The following is a 16,819-nucleotide window of genomic DNA, read 5'->3' on the forward strand; positions in this document are numbered from 1 at the left end:
AAAATAAATAAATCGTTCAGGGAAAAAGAGGAAAAAGACGGTTTATGTCGAATTTCTAATCTTATACATATTCGTTAAACGATCTCATTTTAAGGCGGTGGGCCTAAACTTTTGAACAGGAGATTCCGATTTATAATGTAAACGATTTTATTTTAAAGTAGGCAAATCCTGCTTATCGGATGATCGGTATCCGGATTACCTCACGAGTACACACAAACAAGACGAAGGTGGTGGATCCTGTGAAGAAGAAACCGTACTCTTCACTAAAAACCAGCCTGCAGAACGCCGGGCAATCAGTGAAAAACAAGATAAAAGACACCAAATCACCGTCCATGAAGTTCGATGTACCATCGGGACAAAATGCTCAAGGCTCGCTCAAAAGCATCGGCATGCAAAACGTACTGAAGTCGGTCGGTATTAAGCTGTTCCTGATTTTCTTTATCAGCATTTTATTTTTTGTGTTGACCGTAGGTCTGACGTCGTACAGCATTTCCAAGGGCGTGATCCAGAAGAAGGTAGCGGACGCATCGGAGCAAACGATCGTGCAGGCGGGGTCGAAGCTCGATTTGCTCTTCGGGGTTTATGAGGATCTCTCGATGCAGGTGCTCCTCGATGAAGATATGAAGAAGACGCTGGCGGACATGGATTCGATCAACAAAGGCAGCTACGATTATTTGCAGCTTCGACAAAAGGTAGGGGATAAGCTGAATGTTTATTCCTATTCCAACAAAACGATCAAGAGCATCAATTTGCTCAGATCGACTGGAGAACCGATTGCCTCCTCCGGCGGCTCGATCAGCGGCGGGAATATGGCGGAGCAGGATTGGTTTAAGAAAATCGTCGAAAATAACGGCAAAGCGACTTGGCTGGAAACGCGAACCAAAGGCTTCGGCGACAACTCGAACAATGGCAGTGCGTCGTTCGGCATCGGCCGCGTGCTGAAGAATACAACGACGAACAGCGTGTCGGCGATCCTGCTTATCGAGATCAATCTCGATTCGATCGGCAAAGAGCTGGGACAAATTCAAATCGGCGACGGCGGTTCGACGATCATGGTTTCGCCTGAGCAGAAGATCGTCTATTCGGATGACCGTACCCAAATCGCCGGAGATGCCGGACTGGGCATCGCCAAAGAAGCGCTCGGAGATACGAGAGGCCATCTTCAGAACGCGAAGGGCGACACGCTGCTGGCCTATTACAAATCCACCAAAACCGGATGGTATCTTATCGGGGCGATCCCTGTAGCGGCACTCGTGAAGGATGCCAAGGTCATTTTCAGCATGACTTGGGTTATGGCGTTCATCGCGATGATCATTGCGGTGGTCATCGGCTATTTTATCGCCCGGATGATCGGCCGGCCGCTGATCACGCTGCGCAATCTTATGAAAGAAGGCGAGCAGGGCAACCTGACGGTAAGAATGAAGGTCGCCACCCAAGATGAAATCGGCCAGCTCAGCATCAGCTTCAATCAGATGATGGAGAAAATTACGGCGCTGGTGCAGCAAACGAACCTTTCCGCCCAAGAAGTGCTGGCAACGGCAAGCGAGCTGTCGGATGCTTCCAAGAAAACGGCTACGTCCGCCAAGGAAATCGCGGTGGCTACCGAAGAAATCGCCGGCGGAGCTTCGAGTCTGGCTGTCGAGTCCGAGCGCGGCAACGAGCTGACGCATAATATCGCCGTTCAGATGAAGAGCGTCGTGGAGGCGAATGTGGTGATGGGCACCGCCGCGTCGGACGTGCAGAAGTCCAGTGAGCAAGGGATTACATACATGTCCGAGCTGATCGGCAAAACGAATGCGACCGAATCGATGACCCGTTCGATGGTCGAGAAGGTTGACAATTTGAAGGAAAGCACGCGCTCCATTCGCAAAATCCTTGAAGTGCTGGGCAACATGACCAAGCAAACGAACATTCTCTCACTCAATGCGACGATTGAAGCGGCGCGTGCCGGTGCGGCGGGCAAAGGCTTCATGGTCGTCGCCGATGAAATCCGGAAGCTGGCCGACCAGTCCCGTCAATCCATCGAGATCGTAGGACAAATTACCGAGAAAATACAGAAGGAAATCGACGAGACGGTGAATGTGCTCTCTCAGGCTTATCCGATCTTCCAGGAGCAAATTTTGTCCGTGAAGGAAGCGGATTCCATCTTCAAGCAGGTACAGACGCATATGGGCGGCTTCATCCACCAGCTGTCCGAGGTGACGGAGTCGATCAGCCAGCTCGAATCGTCCCAGCTCGTACTGACGGACGCGATGTCCAACGTCAGTGCGGTCGCCCAGCAATCTTCCGCAACATCGGAAGAGGTGGCGTCCCTCAGCTCGGAGCAGCTCAGCATTTCCTCGGGTCTCGTCCGATTGTCGGACAAGCTGGAGGAGCTGTCCTCCACGCTGCAAGCCTCGCTCAGCAAGTTTCAGGTATAACCGCATAGCTGTGAGCGCCTTCCCGTAAGGGGAGGCGTTTTTTGTATGCAATCACGTTTGCGCGCCGTCTATCCTGTTGATAATGGTAACAATTCACCAAGAGGGGCGTTAGGATGGACAACGAGCAGAAACCGGCGCTAAAAAAACACCGTATTTTTATCATCCTGCTGCTGTTGATCGGCATTCTGCTGACCTGGAACCTCCGGTTGTTCTGGATCCAGGTCGCTTCGGCGCGTTCGTTTACGAGCCGGAACATCGATCTGGTCGAGAATTCCGTCATTCAGCGGGAGAAAGGGATTGTTCTCGACAGCGGCCGAGGGGATTTTTACGACCGGAACGGCATTCCCCTGACGGGAAGAAGTTATCCGGTGCTCACTGTGTTTCCTGTCAGGGATCAGGAGACGAACGCGGCCCGCGAGGCAGCTATGAAACAAATTGCGCAAATCTTAAACGTCCCCTATTCCGAATGGAGCCGCTTCGTTTCCGGCGTAAGCTACCCGCAGGTGTGGCCGGGTACAGGGCGGCCGGCCGCTTTATCGGACCGGCAGGCTCAGCAGATCGAAGAGGCGGGGCTGGCCGACATCCGGGTGACCTTGTTCAGGCAGCGGTATGATGCGGCGCAGACGGCGAGCCAGGTCGTCGGGTATATCGGGCAAAATCCCGAGCGCGTTACGCGCCAGTTCACTGACCAATTCCATAAAGGCGAGCTGCAGCTGACGAGCAAAATCGGCAACGCGGGACTGGAGAAGACTTTCGAGCCCTGGCTGCAAGGCATCGGCGCAACCACGGTGTCGCTCTACACAGATGCCACGAAGAATCCGCTGCCCGGCTTGGATGCGAGAATCATGACCCCGGACAATCGCTATTATCCGCTGAAGGTGATTACCACGCTGGACAGCGAGCTGCAGCGCCAGATTGAAGCGCGCATGGACAAGCTGCAAATCGCAGAAGGGGCAGTGGTCGTCCTTGACATTGGGAATGCCGATACGCTGGTCATGGCAAGCCGGCCGGCGTTTCAGCCTGAGCATATCGATCTAAGCGACGGGGCTTGGAGCAACAAAGCGCTTAAGGCTTCGGCGCCGGGTTCCATCTTCAAGACGATCACCGCGACCGCTGCGCTGGAAGAAGGCGCTGCCGCTCCCGATGAAGTATTCGATTGCAGCGGGCAATTGGGGCAGTACGGTTTCACGTGCTGGAAGAAAGACGGCCATGGGGCGATCACGCTGGAGGAAGCGTATGCGGAATCCTGCAATATCGTGTTCGCCAAAGTAGCCCAGCGGCTCGGAGGAGCGAAGCTGGAGGAGTACGCCCGAAGAATGGGGCTCGCTCAGCAGGTGGGCTGGTCGGGAACGATTCCGCAACAGAGGGATTTCCGGCAGTGGGATGCGGAGGAGAAGGGGCAGATTTATCAGTCAGGCACGAATCCGAAGGATGGCGGGGTATTGGTGCAGACGGCCATTGGTCAGCGCGATGTGCTGGTGTCGCCGCTGCAGGCGGCGAACCTTGTCGTTACCTTGTTTCATCAAGGCAAGGTGCTATCGCCGCGGGTCGTCCAGGAGATCCGCTTTCGGAATGATCGGCTGTACCAGTCCTTCCAGCCAGCCCGTAAAGCTCCCGATCAGGGAAAGGCGATTCATTCGGCTACGGCGAAGAGGTTGCTAGGATGGATGGAGGAGGTCGTTGAGTATGGGACCGGCAGGGCGCTAGGAGCGGCATCCTGGTCCTTGGCAGGCAAATCCGGGACTGCGGAGGTGACGCTGGACGGCGGCCGTCCGGGCGAGAATCAATGGTTCATCGGTTATGGCCCTGCCGAGCATCCGCGCTACGCGGTTGCCGTTGAACTGTCGCGCGTTCCGGCCGGACAAAAAAATAAATCCATCCCTCTGTTCCGCGAGGTGATGGATGTTCTGGCCGCCGCCAAACGGTAATCCGTCCGATTCATTCACGTCAATGATACGCGTTGGAATGAATGGTAGGGATGAGGATGGAGAAGCACGTGCCCTTGCCCACCTCGCTTGTGACGTCGATCCGTCCCTGAATGTTCTGTATTACGCGATACGTCACCATCATCCCTAGACCTGTGCCCTTCCCCCGGGTGGAATAGAACGGCGTTCCGAGACGTTTAATCTCTTCATTCGTCATGCCGATGCCCTGGTCGATGATATCAATGCACACCGTTTGATTCTGCAGGCCGGCGACGACCTGGAGCTTGCCGCCTCCGGGCATCGCTTCAATGCCGTTCTTGCATAAATTAACGATACACTGGATAAATTTGTCCGCATTGGCGCTGATGATCAGCTTCTCTTCCAGCTGTGTTTCGATCTTCACCAGCCGGAGCTCGGCGAACGTCTGAACGGATTGAACGGCCCTGAGTATCAGCGCTCTTGCATCAAGCAGCTCAACGGCTTCGAGCGTAGGCCTGGCAAAGGATAAGTAATCGTTGATGATCGCTTGCGTCTTGTCCATTTCTTCGAGCACCATCTGGCTGTAAATTTGCCGCTTCTCATCCGGAAGGTCTGTCTGCTTCATGATCTGCATAAAACCGCGGGCCACAGTCATCGGATTGCGGATTTCGTGAGCGAAGGATGCCGCAAGCTCGCTTAACACACGGATTTTGTCACTGTGCTGCACCTTCCTGCGCATCTCCATATTCTGCTTCATCTGCTCGATCACATAGAAGACGACGGCCAGCGTCGTGATATAGCAAAAAGTAAACAGCAGGAAAAAACGAGTAAACTGTTCCGGCAGCGGCGTCCAATTCCATAGATTGAAGCCTAGAAGGATGCCTATAATAAGAATCGAGTTGAATAATCCGAGAAGCGCGCCGAGCAGCGTGTTGTAATAACGGGAGCCGGGTTTGATCCGGCGGGAGCCCAGAACCAGGGATACCAGCAGGATGGCGGTTGCAATGATCGACGGATAGATTCCGGAGCCGCCCAAAATGAAACGATACAGCAGGATGGCCGCTGCAACGAACAGCGAATGCCGAAAGCCCGCATATAAAAAACAGATGATCAGAGGCACGAAGCGAAGATCATAGATATAGCCGTCCTGCAATTTAAACGGATGGGTCATGCAAAAGATGGCCAGCAGAATAGAGCAAGCAGTAATGAGGATCCGGTTAATTTTTGGATCCAACTGTTGAAGCCGATCGATCCAAAACACTTGGTACAGCATCAGCATGGTCAGGATGCTGAACATATTGATCATGAATTGATTCAAAATCATTGCGTGAAACCACACCTTTTGGGGCTCAATTGACAGCTCTTCCGTTTCAGCTGTTCAATATACTATTTCGACAAAATCTTCTAGTATCCTACATGAATTACAAAAAAACCTTCCGGGCCTTAAGTCGTTTTTTTTCTTCCCGGAAGGCGGTTCCAACGGACTAGGGAATAAAACGCTCCGTTACAGCCAGCGTCCTGCTCGCTTACCCTCTCGTGTAAAGAACCCCCGTTCCTCCCCAGGAAGGATGCTTAGGTTTACGAACGTATGGGCCTCGATCCGCTGCAGAAAACCGATTAGCCGCCATCCGCTCCAGGCGAACGCGGCGAAGGATGCGAGCAAATAATTGAAGGCGTAATAATCGGATCCCGCCGGAAGGACTCCGAGGGTAAACAGCACGTTGAGACCAAAGAAAAGGGAGGAGGCGGTGACCGTTCCTTTCCGATCCTCGACATACAGCATGATGAGGATACATAGAAACATCAGCGTGCTCGCCATCGCTCCAAGCACATACACCTGGAACATTTGTGCCGTGATGGGGTCATCAAGAATATACCCGAGCAGCAAAATAGAACCCAGCATGAGCAACAAGGTCAGCATGCCTTGGATCTTGGCAATCCGGTACATCGCCCGCCGCAGCCCTTCGATCATCCGATGCTTGGACCGTTCGATCATCTTAAGCGTTCCCCCGTTCGTCACATGCCCGTAGAACCGGAGGTACCGGCCGTAAAACTGCGTCTCCGCGGAAACGGCGAACAGTACGACGGTCGGGATGACCGATATGTAAGCAAGAAAGGCGGCAGGATCATAAAGCGGGCTGCAGCGGAACGTGCTTTCGAGCGTAACGCCGTTCGGTCCGAGCCAAACCAGCACCTTGTCCACCCATAGGCCAAGGTTGAACAGGAAGCCGACCGCAAGCAGCGAAGGGTATTTGTCCGCATAGCGCAGAATAGCGTACGGCTTTCCGCGCAAGCCTGCAGGAAAGGCCCGAACCAGCACGGCCCCAAGCATGCACATCGTTAGGAACATGCCTGAGGTATATCCCAGCAGCATGTTCGTTATCTCCCGATGGCTGGAGAACGGCACCGGAAACCGGAGAAGAATCAGCACCGCACCGGCTGAAACCGCCGTACCAAGGACAAAGGCGTATGCAATGGCTTTGTAATTTTTGGCGGCGGTGAGGAAGACCAGAGCCAGCCAGATTTGTCCGATCGCGAGAAACAGCAGCGTGGACAGCAGCTTGTAGCTGAACGGCAGCGGGGAGCCCCAATAGAACAGGACGGCCGCCGCTGTCGAGACGGCGAGCACGAGTCTGCTGATTCCTTTGAAGGAAGAGGCAACCCCGTCGAGCTCGCCTTTGCAGAAGTGATCCGTCAAATAGCGAGTTATCGTCAGCTGCCAGCCCCCGGCGAAGATTTGCGAGAATATAAAACAATACGATACGGTGACGACGAAAAGCCGAGCCTCTTGCTCTCCGACCGGTCCGAACCGCTTGATCAGCAGGCTCATCAGAGCCACGCTGAGCACCGAGATCATCCAAGGTCCTGCGGCCGCGAACGATGCGTACGCATGAGCCCGTCCCTTGAGGGACGTGCTGTCATCGCGGAATTGCTCTCGCAGCGTAAAGCCTATGCCCGCCATCCGTTCACCGCCTCTTCGTATAGCTTACGATATGCATTAATAAATTGATCCATTCGGTAATAACGGGCCACCCGTCTTCGGCCGATTTGCCCCATATCGCTTCGTTCCTCCGGGTACTTGTACAGCCTGATCATCGTGTCGGCCATCGCTCCGGGCTGTCCCGGAGGCACGACGCAGCCTGCCGTTCCGTCATCCTCGGCATCCCGTCCCTCCAGCAGCTCGCGGCAGCTTCCGACGTCGGTACAAATCCACGGAATGCCCGCAGCCATCCCCTCCAGTACAGCGAGCGGCTGACCTTCGCTGATGCTGCTCAGGATGAGCACGTCGATCCGCGGCAAATAATCGGCGATTTGCACACTCCCTGTGAAGGTCACGAAACGGGAGATTTGCAGCTGAGCCGCCAGAGTAACGCATTCTTCAAAATATTCAGGATCCTCGTCGGTCGGACCCATGATCCACAGCTCCATCTCCGGAATCTTTTGGGAAACGAGCTGCGCGGCGTAGAGCAGCGTCTTGATATCCTTGATCGGAACGAGGCGGACCAGAGCGCCAAAAATGATGCCGCCGCCGCCGGTGTCCGTAGGCCGAGGAAGTTTCGATAGGCGGTCATAAGCAACGCCGTTTGGAATAACGAGCGACCTCGCAGCCGGTACGCCGAGCTCAAGCTGGATATCCCGCATTCCGCCGTATAAAGCAACGGTACGGTCGGCCGTCCGGTAAGTGCCCTTGGATAAATGATAAAAGAATTGAATCCATCTCGGCTTGAAGGTCGGTTCCACCCATGAGGACCGCAGTATCTCCTCCTCCCGCTCGCGCGCATACATGCCGTGCTCCGTCAGAATGAACGGCTTCCCGTGCTTCAGCCGGAGATAGGAGGCGATCATCCCGGCATAGCCGGTCGATACGGAGTGGTAGATGTCCGCTTCGGGATACTTTTGCTGCAGCAGGTACATCGCAGGCAAATACAGGGAGCGCCACGTCCAAAAGTAGGCGTTGAACGAACGGTCGGGCATTTCCGCGCGGTAGGAGTCGACGAGCAAATTCCAGAACGCTTCGCTTTTCAGAAAAGCGACGGGGCTCCCCAGCTTGGAGGGGTCCGCCATGAGCGGGAGGGCGGTTTCGGACGCTTCCCGGAGGGAGAACCATCTCAAGCACAAGGCGGCCTCCTCCTTGGTCAGCTTCGGGCCCTTGCCTTCGGAGAGGCTCTGCCAGTCCATAACGAACACATCGTGGATTCGGGTCAAATTGGACGGCAGCGGATATTTGTATTCCTTCGCCGCTTGACGGGAAGAAGAGATGGCGACGATCTCGAACTCGTGCCCGGGCATCGCGGAGACGAGCATTTGAATCCAGCCGGCCACTCCGCCGGCGACATACGGATAGCTGCCTTCGACGATCAGGCAAATTTTCATGCACCGGCCTCCTTCCACCGGGTTCGGACCGCCGGATTCCGTCTCTCCAGCCGCATTGAGCCCTCGTCGTTATTCAAGAGCGTCAGGGTATTGTTAGAGTTTCGTTCAGTAAGAGCCGGACGCGATTGCAAACCGGTAGCCTCCCCATCCATTGAAGCATTAACTGCTGCAAAAAAACTGTCCAAGCCGGCCGGAAAGGCCTCTATTTCTTGCCGGCATCATGTATACTATAAAGAACAACAAGCTTGTTCGACGCTTCGAAAGAAAGGAACGACCGATGACGAAAGCGGGATGGACGGTAATCGGCATGATCATGGCCGGAATGGCCTTTTTCGGTGTCCACATTTTAAAAATACAGGCAAGAGGAGCACTTCAACAAGTAAAGAATTATACCATTTATTACGGTTCTCCGACAATTGACGCGATGGCGAAGCTGAAGAAAACGGATTTGGCCGTGATCGAGCCGCAATTGTACACCAAGCAGCAGATCGAAGAGCTGAAGTCCGCCGGCACCAGAACGATCGCTTATATCAGTGTCATGGAGGCGCCAGCATGGAACGGGTGGCGCAGCAGCCGGCTGCAGCCAGACGATTATTTGCTCGTACATGGGCGGAAGGTACATCTCGCCCTTTGGGACGCCTACGTTATGGATCTGAGGCAGATCAGCTATCGCCAGCTGCTACTGCAGGAAATTAAGGAGTCCGCGGTCGACAAAGGCTTTGACGGCGTTTTCCTGGATACGGTAGGCGATATCGACGAACAGATTTCCGACGCCTCCGTGCGTCAGTCCATGCAGGAGGCCTACGGCTCCTGGCTGCGTCAGGTACGGGAGCGATACGTCACGCTGCTGCTTATCCAGAACAGGGGCTTCGATTCCCTGGAGGCCGCCGCTCCCTTCATTCAAGGCTTTCTCTGGGAAGATTGGCGCAGCGGCTGGTTCAAGGATGCTTGGTCGCGAATCCGGGTCGCACGGCTGCAGAAGGAGCAAAAAAAGGGCCTCCGGGTGTTCGCGGTCAGCTCAAACGGCGACTCGAACAACGCAACGGAAGCCCGCAAGCTTGGGTTTATTCATTTGGATGCTCCGAAGGGCTATTACGAGCAGGTGCCATGACCGGCTGAGGCCGTGGCAGGCGCAGAGTTGGATAGGACGGCGGGGCAGCCGTCCTGTTTTTTTTGCTCGGGCGGCGCTTTCGTATAAGGAACCGGCTAGGCCTGGGGCGTCTTTTTCAGCGGAATCGTCCAATCGGCGGAATCGATCCAGCTGCGGTCGGCGAACTCCCGTCCCCGGACCACCACCTGATGTGGGTATACCTGAACATACATGCCTTGAGCTACGAGAGTATTGTCCCCAGGCATGATACTCCGGGTACGGCCCACGGAGGCGTTGGTGAACCAGTGAAACGTATTTTGCCGGTTATAGTGATCCTCGGATCGGAAGTTGCGATGGGTATGCCCCGACAGAACGAATACGTTGCTGTAGGGGTCAACAATTTGGCGGAACCGCTTGGCGCGGATCAGCCGGTGCGTTCCCCCGTCCATGCCCGGATCGGGCAGCGGCTGATGGATGAACACGATGCCCGGCCTGCCGTCCTTGTGCGGCTTCATGACGGATTCGAACCATGCGAGCTGCTCATCCGAATACCATGCGCTTTCGCCGACCTCCGGCCGCTCCTCCACATAGCACTCCTGCGAAAGCATGATCAAATGCACGCCCTGAATCCATTCGTCCCGATAAGGGACGTCGTCGTACCCGATAAATGACATAAACCGCTGCCGAGACATGGCGTCGGTTTTGCCGTTGGGCGCCGTCTCGGTGGAGAAGCCCCCGTTCTTATCGAGCCATACATCGTAATAGTCATGATTGCCCATATTGCCATAAACCGGCGGCAGCGAATACTGGTCCATGGTGCGGCGAAGCAAACGGTAATCGCTCTCCCGGCCAAAATCGGTCAGATCCCCGCCCAGCACGATCGTATCCACCTTGAACTCGAAATCGGTAATATCCTTCAATGCAAGATGAAGCTTATCGGTCATCGAGGATTCCCCTACGGAAATATGCAGGTCGCTGAGCAGAAAAAACGACAGCAGCGGCTCCTTGGAGAGCTCTTTGGCAGGATCGCCCTGCACGGCTTCCTTCTTCGCCGCTTCCCCTTCGGACTGCGAATCCGCTTTCACGACGACATCCGGTTTAAGCGCTTGGAAAGCGGCGAACCCGCCCCCGGTTAATAAAGTGAAAAATGCAACGGCCTGTTTGATAAAACGGCGTCTGGACATGCTCACGAGCGGTTCCCCCTATCCCGGACATGGGCGGCGTTTTCTATGTATTGGATGCCGTCCGGGTTCATGCGAAACGTTCAAGATAGCGGTTACATTACAGCTGCGATCCTACTTCCATTATATCGGAGGAACCGGGGATTGGAAATAAGCGGAACGGAACCCAGTGGCGCCGGAATTCTATGAAGCGGCGACCGGGCGGTATCCGCAGTGGTTCAGAGTAAAGGTACTATACAAAGATAGTACTGTTTCCTGCGGGGCGGCGGGAATATACTTGGAGTATAAGGAAGGTCGATGAAGAAGGACCATACAAGAGGTGAGGCGTGAATGAGTCGAAAATGGGTGGAGCAAGAAAGCCCGCTTTGGGTGGAAAAAGGGATTATAACCCGGGAGCAAGCGGACCGGATTCTGGATTTATATGAAGATCGAAAGCATGCCGTCGGACTGCTGCCGATCCTGGGCAGTATTCTGGTAGGGCTCGGCATTCTCAGCTTCGTCGCAGCGAACTGGCAGAGCATCCCCCAGCTGCTTCGGCTGGCGCTGATGATCATCGTCATGGCCGGCTTCTACGTAAGCGGCGAAACGGCCGTGCGCAGAGGCCACGGGAAGCTGGGGATCGCATTGATCGGTCTCGGTGTGGTCAGCTTCGGCGGCAGCATCGTGCTGATCGGCCAAATGTTCCATCTCGTGGCGTTTCATGCGGGCTCGTTCGTGCTGTGGGCTGTAGCCGGAGCGGCAGCAGCTTTTCTATACAGGAGCCGTTATTTGTACCTGATCAGCCTGATCCTGTTCAACGCGGCTCAAATCTACAGCGTTTCCCAATTTCAAATGTTCAGCTATACGGCGTTCCTTCTGATGGTGCTGGCGCTCGGGTATTACGGCTGGAAATGGAGGAATACGCTGCTTGTATGGAGCTTCAGCTTAAGCTTTACGCTTCATGCGCTGCTCTGGGTGATCGCTCGGGATATAAAATTCATTTGGATGTTTATTCCGGCCATGGCGCTCTATGCGCTTGGAGATTGGCTGAAGGACCGGACAGGGGCTTATGCTCTGCAAATCCCGCCGCTGGCGGCGGCGTTCCTGTTCGGCATTTATCTGGTGATATTCCCGAGTGAGTGGAGCGCAAGGTTTCTGTCCGACCTCCGGGCGGAGCCGCTCTATTATATGGGGGCTCTGGCCATCCTGTTCGGCGTATCGCTGGCAGGCAAGCTGAGAACCGGTCGAGCCCCCGGGGCTTTCGAGTGGATTCTGCTGTTCCCGTTCCTGTACTTGCCCGGGGGGATCGAGCTTGCGTACCTGCTATCGCTGTTCCTGTTCTCGCTCTATGTGCTGTGGCGCGGCTACGCCGAGGAATGGCGGTTCAAAATCAACTTCGGGACGGTGCTGTTCATCACAAGCACGCTGGTAGCTTACGGCAAGCTGACCTGGGATTTTATGGACAAATCACTCTTCTTCATCATAGGCGGGCTGCTGCTGCTCAGCCTGAGCTGGTTCCTGAATCGGCGCAAGAAGCAATTTTTCTACGATGTAAAGGAGGAGACTCCTCATGATTGAAAGAAACCCCGATCGATTCCTTAATCGGACTCGGCTGAAGACGGCGTTCGTTGCGGTGCAGGCGCTCGTGCTCGCGGGTCTCGCGTTATCTTACTATGCCGTCGGCTGGTTCGGGCAGGATGTGAAGCTGCGGACCGTGCCGGTGGACCCCCGCGATGTCCTGTATGGCGATTATGTCACCTTGAGCTATGACATCAGCCGGCTGCAGCCTTCCTTGTGGAGGGATCAGACGGAGAAGGCGGAGCGTGGAAAGGCCATCTATGTCGTACTGGCTGCGGGCTCCGACGGATATGCCGCACCGGCGGCCGCCTATGGCTACAAGCCGTCGGCTCAGCCGGGGCAGGTCGTGCTCAAGGGGATCATCCGCTCCGTCTGGAGCGAGGGGATCTCCGTGGAATACGGTCTCGAGAAATATTACGTGCCTGAGGGCACGGGCAAAGATCTGGAGAAGAAAGCGAGCCGGCTCGCGGTACATTTGAAGGTAGCCCCGTGGGGACAAGGGAAGATCGAAAGTCTGGAAGACCGGGAGCAGGGGAGCTGAGGCAAGAGCGCCGTTATGGGCGCTCTTGTCTTTTTTGCCCGGCGTTTTCTACAGCCTATCGAGCGATGGCCGGAGCTTCGGTAGTGTAGCCAGGCTCCACAGTAACGAGCTTAGGTTCGCTCGATGTACCCGGAGGTTCACTATCACCCGGCAGCGCATGGTCAACACTCCGCTAGTGAACCAAGGTTCCTTTGTAAAGAACCTAGGTTCACTAGGGGCAGGGCGTCGGCCATATTGCGAGCGGTAGTGAACCATCGGGCGCTACTAATGAGCCTGGGTTCGCTCGATGTACCCGGAGGTTCACTATCACCCGGCAGCGTAAGGTCGACACCCCGCTAGTGAACCTAGGTTCCTTTGTAAAGAACCTTGGTTCACTTGGGGCAAGGCGTCGGCCATATTGCGAGCGGTAATGAACCATCGGGCGCTACCACCAGTGAGCCTGGGTTCGCTTGATGTACCCGGAGGTTCACTACAGCCTCTCACTTGGCGGCAGTCACTCCGGTAGTGAATCCAAGTTCCTTAGATATGAATCTGGATTCGCTAAAGTTTGGCAACCGGCCCTTTTCGGGTAGTCTTAGAGTTTCTCAACAGCTGAAGAGCGTCCGTTAAGGGCGCTCTTGTTTTTGCTTAGTCCGCATCGGAAGCTGCGGTAGGCGAGAATTTGTCTTAAGGCGAGCTAAGAGGAGAAACCGGGCTGCCGGTATCACGCCCTGTCACCGATGACGTTTAGCGCTCTACCGCGACATGCTTCAGCTTATCCGGATTGTTGACGATATAGATGCGGTGGATTCGCTCCCCGGCGAATTCGAATAAAGTAACGTTTTGCAGGCCGCTCGGCCGGAGGACGGCAATGCTGGGCATCCCGTTGAAAACGCCCGGAATCATGCGGGTACCGGCTTCGCGTTTTCGCGTGATGCCATGCAGGAACGCCGCGACGCGCTCCGCCGAAACGATGGGGAAGAGTGCAGCGCGAACCTTGCCGCCTCCGTCGGAATAGAGGACGGCATCCTCCGAAAGTACCTGCAGCATCTCCGCCATGTCGCCAGTCTGAACGGCCTGCAGGAAACCGTGCAGCAAGGGCTGCAGAGCCGGAAGCTCCTCCGGAGCGGGACCCGATGGGCGAGCGTGCAGCTTGCTCTTTAGACGGCTGTAGGTTTTGCGGCAGGCGGCTTCATTTTTGTCGAGGATGTCTGCGATGTCTTTGTAATCGTAATCGAACGCTTCGCGGAGAATGAAGATCGCCCGTTCCACCGGGTTGAGCTGCTCATACAAGAGCAGCATGGCGAAGGAAATATCGTCCCGCCGCTCGGCATGCAGCGCCGGGTCATCCGCCCGATCGCTGACGACGGGCTCGGGAAGCCACGGCCCCGTATACATTTCCCGCTGCTTGCGGGCGGAACGCAAATCGTCGATGCAGCGGTTGGTGACCATTTTGCAGAGAAAAGCCTTCGGGTTCTGGATCTCCGCTTCACTCAGACGATGAACGGCCGCAAAAGTATCTTGCACGATATCTTCCGCTTCCGAGACCGTCCCGAGCATACGGTATGCTATAGAGAACAGCAGCGGTTTGTATTCTGCATACCAGGCTTCCAGTCGTACGGATTCCATGATATGGATCGCTCCTTTAAGTTAGTTTAACTCATACAAGGCCGATATGCCCCAAACAGATATGACGGGCAACCGCGGCATTCTGTGACATGGGATTATTGTAGCATGCGGCGGGTGAAGGAAAAAGCAGGGAATTGGTACGAAGATTTCCAGAAATTGGTAGGTATTGATCAGGAATTGGTAGGTATTGATCAGGAGTTGGAGATTGCGCAGGAGTTGGACAAAAGTTGAGCAGAAGTTACACGGATATTACTGAAGAGTAAAGCAAGAGTTGTAGAAGAGTTGCTCAGAAGTTGCGCAGGAGTTGCGCAGGAATTGCTCAGGAGTTGCTCAGTAGTTGTACGGGAGTTGCGCAGTAGTAGTACAGGGGTAGCTCAGAAGTTGCTCAGAAGTTGCTCAGGAATGCTCAAGAGTTGCGCAGCAAGCCGCCGCTCTATAGAATAAGCTGATAGATGAATTCGGATAAACGTTGAGAGGGGGGCCCTACGATGCATGCAGAAATATTCCCGCCGGAGACGCTGCTGCTGGACCGGATGGCGGGGACGGATGAAGCGGATGTGCTGTATCCGTTCGCGCTGGAGGAGCTGCTGTGCCGGTATATCGGGGAGGGCGGACCGCCGATTGTGCATTTGTGGCGGCATCCGCGGGCGCTGGTGATGGGACTCAGGGACAGCCGGCTGCCGGGGGCGGCCGCGGCAAAGCGATGGCTGGAGGAGCAGGGCTACGCGGTCGGCGTGCGCAATTCCGGTGGCGCGGCGGTCCCGCTCGACTTCGGCGTCGTGAACGTAACGCTGATGCTGCCCATCCGGCGGGGCCCGGGGATCGGCTTCCGCGATGATTTCGAGCGGATGTACTTGTTTATCAGCGAAGCGTTGAAAGAAACGGGCATGGCCGTAGATAAAGGAGAGATCCAGGGTGCCTTCTGCCCGGGCGATTTCGACCTGAGCATCGGCGGCCGTAAATTTTGCGGTATCGCGCAGCGGCGACAGGCGAAGGCGTTTGCCATACAGGCTTTCGTCATCACCGAAGGCAATGGTAAGGAGAAAGCGGATCTAGCACGGCAGTTCTACGACATTGCGGCGGAGGGAGCGGACGAGCGCTCCGATCATCCCCGCGTATCATCGGACAGCATGGCGAGTCTCGAGGAGCTGACCGGGCTGCAAGGAGGTGCCGCGGCCTTTGCCGATGCGGTGAAACGGGTAGTCCGCGAAGGGCAGGCCGGAAGCGGGAGCGGCACAAACCGTTCCATCTGGCTCCCAGGCCGCGAAGAGGTGCGCGCCATGGCGGAGCAGCTTCGCCAGCGCTATGGAATTAAAGAAACGATTTAAGCATCCCCGGAAGCTCCTGCTGCCAGAAGCCCCACAGGTGCTTGCCCGGCTTTTCCTCATACACGAGCGCGCAGCTTCTCGCTTCGAGAAGCTTTTTGGCGTTCCGGTTCGCTTCCAGAAAGTCGAAGGTGCCCCGTTCCGTCCTCACTTCGGTCTCCTCGGTTCCGATCAGCATCCGCAGCTTCAGCCAGGACAAATCGCTCTCCGCGGCGATCCGCTCCTGCGTCTCTTTCAAAAATGCCCCGGACAAGGATATAACTTGGGGAAAAAGGCTAGGATAATCTAAGGCAAGGTGCAGCGAGACGGTGCCTCCGAGCGAGTCTCCCGCAAGGATGCGCTCGTCCCGCGTATCGCGCACCGGATAGCGCTCCTCGACGAAAGGGAGCAGCTCCTCCGCAAAGAACCGGCAGTAACCGGCGAAGAGGTCTCCCTCAGGAGCGTATTCGCTGGTGCGCACGCTTTTGTCCACATCGACTCCCACGATAATGGCCGGCTGCACGTCCTCGTCGAAAATAAGCCGGTTCATCGTCGTGGCGATCCGGCCGAAATTGAAGAAATCTTCGCCGTCCTGGCAATAAATGACGGGGTACGAGAGCACCTCGTTATAGCCCGGCGGAAGGCAAATGCGAATCGGCCGCGACTCGCTAAGGTAAGCGGTGGGAACCAGTTCCTTCACGATTGTTCTTTTGTAATAAATGGCGTCGTCCATGGCGAATCCTCCCGTTGTATTATAATAGTTTTATGAATTTTATTAATCTGTATTATATATTTTGTTCAACTGTTACATACATCAATTATGACAAAACTCACATTTTT

Annotated in this window: 13 protein-coding genes; 7 read left to right on the forward strand and 6 right to left on the reverse strand. The window is 55.4% G+C overall.

What is annotated here, in order from left to right:
* Nucleotides 1-389 precede the first annotated feature (389 nt).
* The gene (locus O9H85_RS19970; RefSeq protein WP_409348177.1) at nt 390-2,420 is read left to right on the forward strand and encodes a methyl-accepting chemotaxis protein; all 2,031 of its coding nucleotides are present in this window, start codon (nt 390-392) and stop codon (nt 2,418-2,420) included.
* A gap of 113 nt (nt 2,421-2,533) precedes the next feature.
* Nucleotides 2,534-4,348 (forward strand): peptidoglycan D,D-transpeptidase FtsI family protein, encoded by a 1,815-nt coding sequence (locus tag O9H85_RS19975; protein WP_269883184.1) that lies wholly within the window; start codon nt 2,534-2,536, stop codon nt 4,346-4,348.
* A 19-nt stretch (nt 4,349-4,367) separates the two neighbouring features.
* Here the strand turns inward: O9H85_RS19975 and O9H85_RS19980 are convergent, their stop codons facing one another.
* The 3 genes from O9H85_RS19980 to pelF all read right to left on the reverse strand — a co-directional run bounded on the left by O9H85_RS19980 (nt 4,368) and on the right by pelF (nt 8,698).
* Nucleotides 4,368-5,648: an ATP-binding protein gene (locus O9H85_RS19980; RefSeq protein WP_269883185.1), complete on the reverse strand. Its 1,281-nt coding sequence runs from the start codon at nt 5,646-5,648 to the stop codon at nt 4,368-4,370.
* 180 nt (nt 5,649-5,828) lie between these two features.
* Nucleotides 5,829-7,286 (reverse strand): exopolysaccharide Pel transporter PelG, encoded by a 1,458-nt coding sequence (gene pelG, locus O9H85_RS19985; protein ID WP_269883186.1) that lies wholly within the window; start codon nt 7,284-7,286, stop codon nt 5,829-5,831.
* Nucleotides 7,274-8,698 (reverse strand): GT4 family glycosyltransferase PelF, encoded by a 1,425-nt coding sequence (gene pelF, locus O9H85_RS19990; protein ID WP_269883187.1) that lies wholly within the window; start codon nt 8,696-8,698, stop codon nt 7,274-7,276. Before pelF ends, pelG begins: the two co-directional genes overlap by 13 nt.
* Nucleotides 8,699-8,975: 277 nt before the next feature.
* Between pelF and O9H85_RS19995 the strand changes: the two genes are divergently transcribed.
* Nucleotides 8,976-9,809 carry an endo alpha-1,4 polygalactosaminidase gene (locus tag O9H85_RS19995; protein ID WP_269883188.1) on the forward strand — a complete coding sequence of 278 codons (834 nt, stop codon included), beginning with the start codon at nt 8,976-8,978 and terminating at the stop codon, nt 9,807-9,809.
* Between the two features lie 95 nt (nt 9,810-9,904).
* Here the strand turns inward: O9H85_RS19995 and O9H85_RS20000 are convergent, their stop codons facing one another.
* A complete protein-coding gene (locus tag O9H85_RS20000; RefSeq protein ID WP_269883319.1) occupies nt 9,905-10,972 on the reverse strand; it encodes a metallophosphoesterase family protein in 1,068 nt (355 codons plus the stop codon).
* Nucleotides 10,973-11,299: 327 nt separating this feature from the next.
* On the opposite strand from O9H85_RS20000, the gene O9H85_RS20005 reads away from it, so the two are divergent.
* Entirely contained in the window at nt 11,300-12,526 is a 1,227-nt protein-coding gene (locus tag O9H85_RS20005) for a DUF2157 domain-containing protein (RefSeq protein ID WP_269883189.1), read from the forward strand.
* Nucleotides 12,519-13,067 carry a GDYXXLXY domain-containing protein gene (locus tag O9H85_RS20010; RefSeq protein ID WP_269883190.1) on the forward strand — a complete coding sequence of 183 codons (549 nt, stop codon included), beginning with the start codon at nt 12,519-12,521 and terminating at the stop codon, nt 13,065-13,067. The genes O9H85_RS20005 and O9H85_RS20010 overlap by 8 nt, the downstream gene beginning before the upstream one ends.
* A gap of 726 nt (nt 13,068-13,793) precedes the next feature.
* Here O9H85_RS20010 and O9H85_RS20015 read toward each other — a convergent pair.
* A complete protein-coding gene (locus tag O9H85_RS20015; protein WP_269883191.1) occupies nt 13,794-14,675 on the reverse strand; it encodes an RNA polymerase sigma-70 factor in 882 nt (293 codons plus the stop codon).
* A gap of 105 nt (nt 14,676-14,780) precedes the next feature.
* On the opposite strand from O9H85_RS20015, the gene O9H85_RS20020 reads away from it, so the two are divergent.
* Nucleotides 14,781-14,906: a hypothetical protein gene (locus O9H85_RS20020; RefSeq protein WP_269883192.1), complete on the forward strand. Its 126-nt coding sequence runs from the start codon at nt 14,781-14,783 to the stop codon at nt 14,904-14,906.
* A gap of 257 nt (nt 14,907-15,163) precedes the next feature.
* The gene (locus O9H85_RS20025) at nt 15,164-16,003 is read left to right on the forward strand and encodes a lipoate--protein ligase family protein (RefSeq protein WP_269883193.1); all 840 of its coding nucleotides are present in this window, start codon (nt 15,164-15,166) and stop codon (nt 16,001-16,003) included.
* On the opposite strand, the gene O9H85_RS20030 is transcribed toward O9H85_RS20025, so the two are convergent.
* On the reverse strand, nt 15,987-16,712 hold the full coding sequence (locus O9H85_RS20030) for an alpha/beta hydrolase (protein WP_269883194.1): 726 nt from the start codon (nt 16,710-16,712) through the stop codon (nt 15,987-15,989). The genes O9H85_RS20025 and O9H85_RS20030 overlap by 17 nt on opposite strands.
* Nucleotides 16,713-16,819: the final 107 nt, after the last annotated feature.

The organism is Paenibacillus gyeongsangnamensis, assembly GCF_027533625.1.
GTDB lineage: Bacteria > Bacillota > Bacilli > Paenibacillales > NBRC-103111 > Paenibacillus_G > Paenibacillus_G gyeongsangnamensis.

Coding starts and splice junctions, on each gene's coding strand:
- O9H85_RS19970 (WP_409348177.1), top strand. CDS start 390: ATGCAAAACGTACTGAAGTCGGTCGGTATTAAGCTGTTCCTGATTTTC.
- O9H85_RS19975 (WP_269883184.1), top strand. CDS start 2,534: ATGGACAACGAGCAGAAACCGGCGCTAAAAAAACACCGTATTTTTATC.
- O9H85_RS19980 (WP_269883185.1), bottom strand. CDS start 5,648: ATGATTTTGAATCAATTCATGATCAATATGTTCAGCATCCTGACCATG.
- pelG (WP_269883186.1), bottom strand. CDS start 7,286: ATGGCGGGCATAGGCTTTACGCTGCGAGAGCAATTCCGCGATGACAGC.
- pelF (WP_269883187.1), bottom strand. CDS start 8,698: ATGAAAATTTGCCTGATCGTCGAAGGCAGCTATCCGTATGTCGCCGGC.
- O9H85_RS19995 (WP_269883188.1), top strand. CDS start 8,976: ATGACGAAAGCGGGATGGACGGTAATCGGCATGATCATGGCCGGAATG.
- O9H85_RS20000 (WP_269883319.1), bottom strand. CDS start 10,972: ATGTCCAGACGCCGTTTTATCAAACAGGCCGTTGCATTTTTCACTTTA.
- O9H85_RS20005 (WP_269883189.1), top strand. CDS start 11,300: ATGAGTCGAAAATGGGTGGAGCAAGAAAGCCCGCTTTGGGTGGAAAAA.
- O9H85_RS20010 (WP_269883190.1), top strand. CDS start 12,519: ATGATTGAAAGAAACCCCGATCGATTCCTTAATCGGACTCGGCTGAAG.
- O9H85_RS20015 (WP_269883191.1), bottom strand. CDS start 14,675: ATGGAATCCGTACGACTGGAAGCCTGGTATGCAGAATACAAACCGCTG.
- O9H85_RS20020 (WP_269883192.1), top strand. CDS start 14,781: ATGCGGCGGGTGAAGGAAAAAGCAGGGAATTGGTACGAAGATTTCCAG.
- O9H85_RS20025 (WP_269883193.1), top strand. CDS start 15,164: ATGCATGCAGAAATATTCCCGCCGGAGACGCTGCTGCTGGACCGGATG.
- O9H85_RS20030 (WP_269883194.1), bottom strand. CDS start 16,712: ATGGACGACGCCATTTATTACAAAAGAACAATCGTGAAGGAACTGGTT.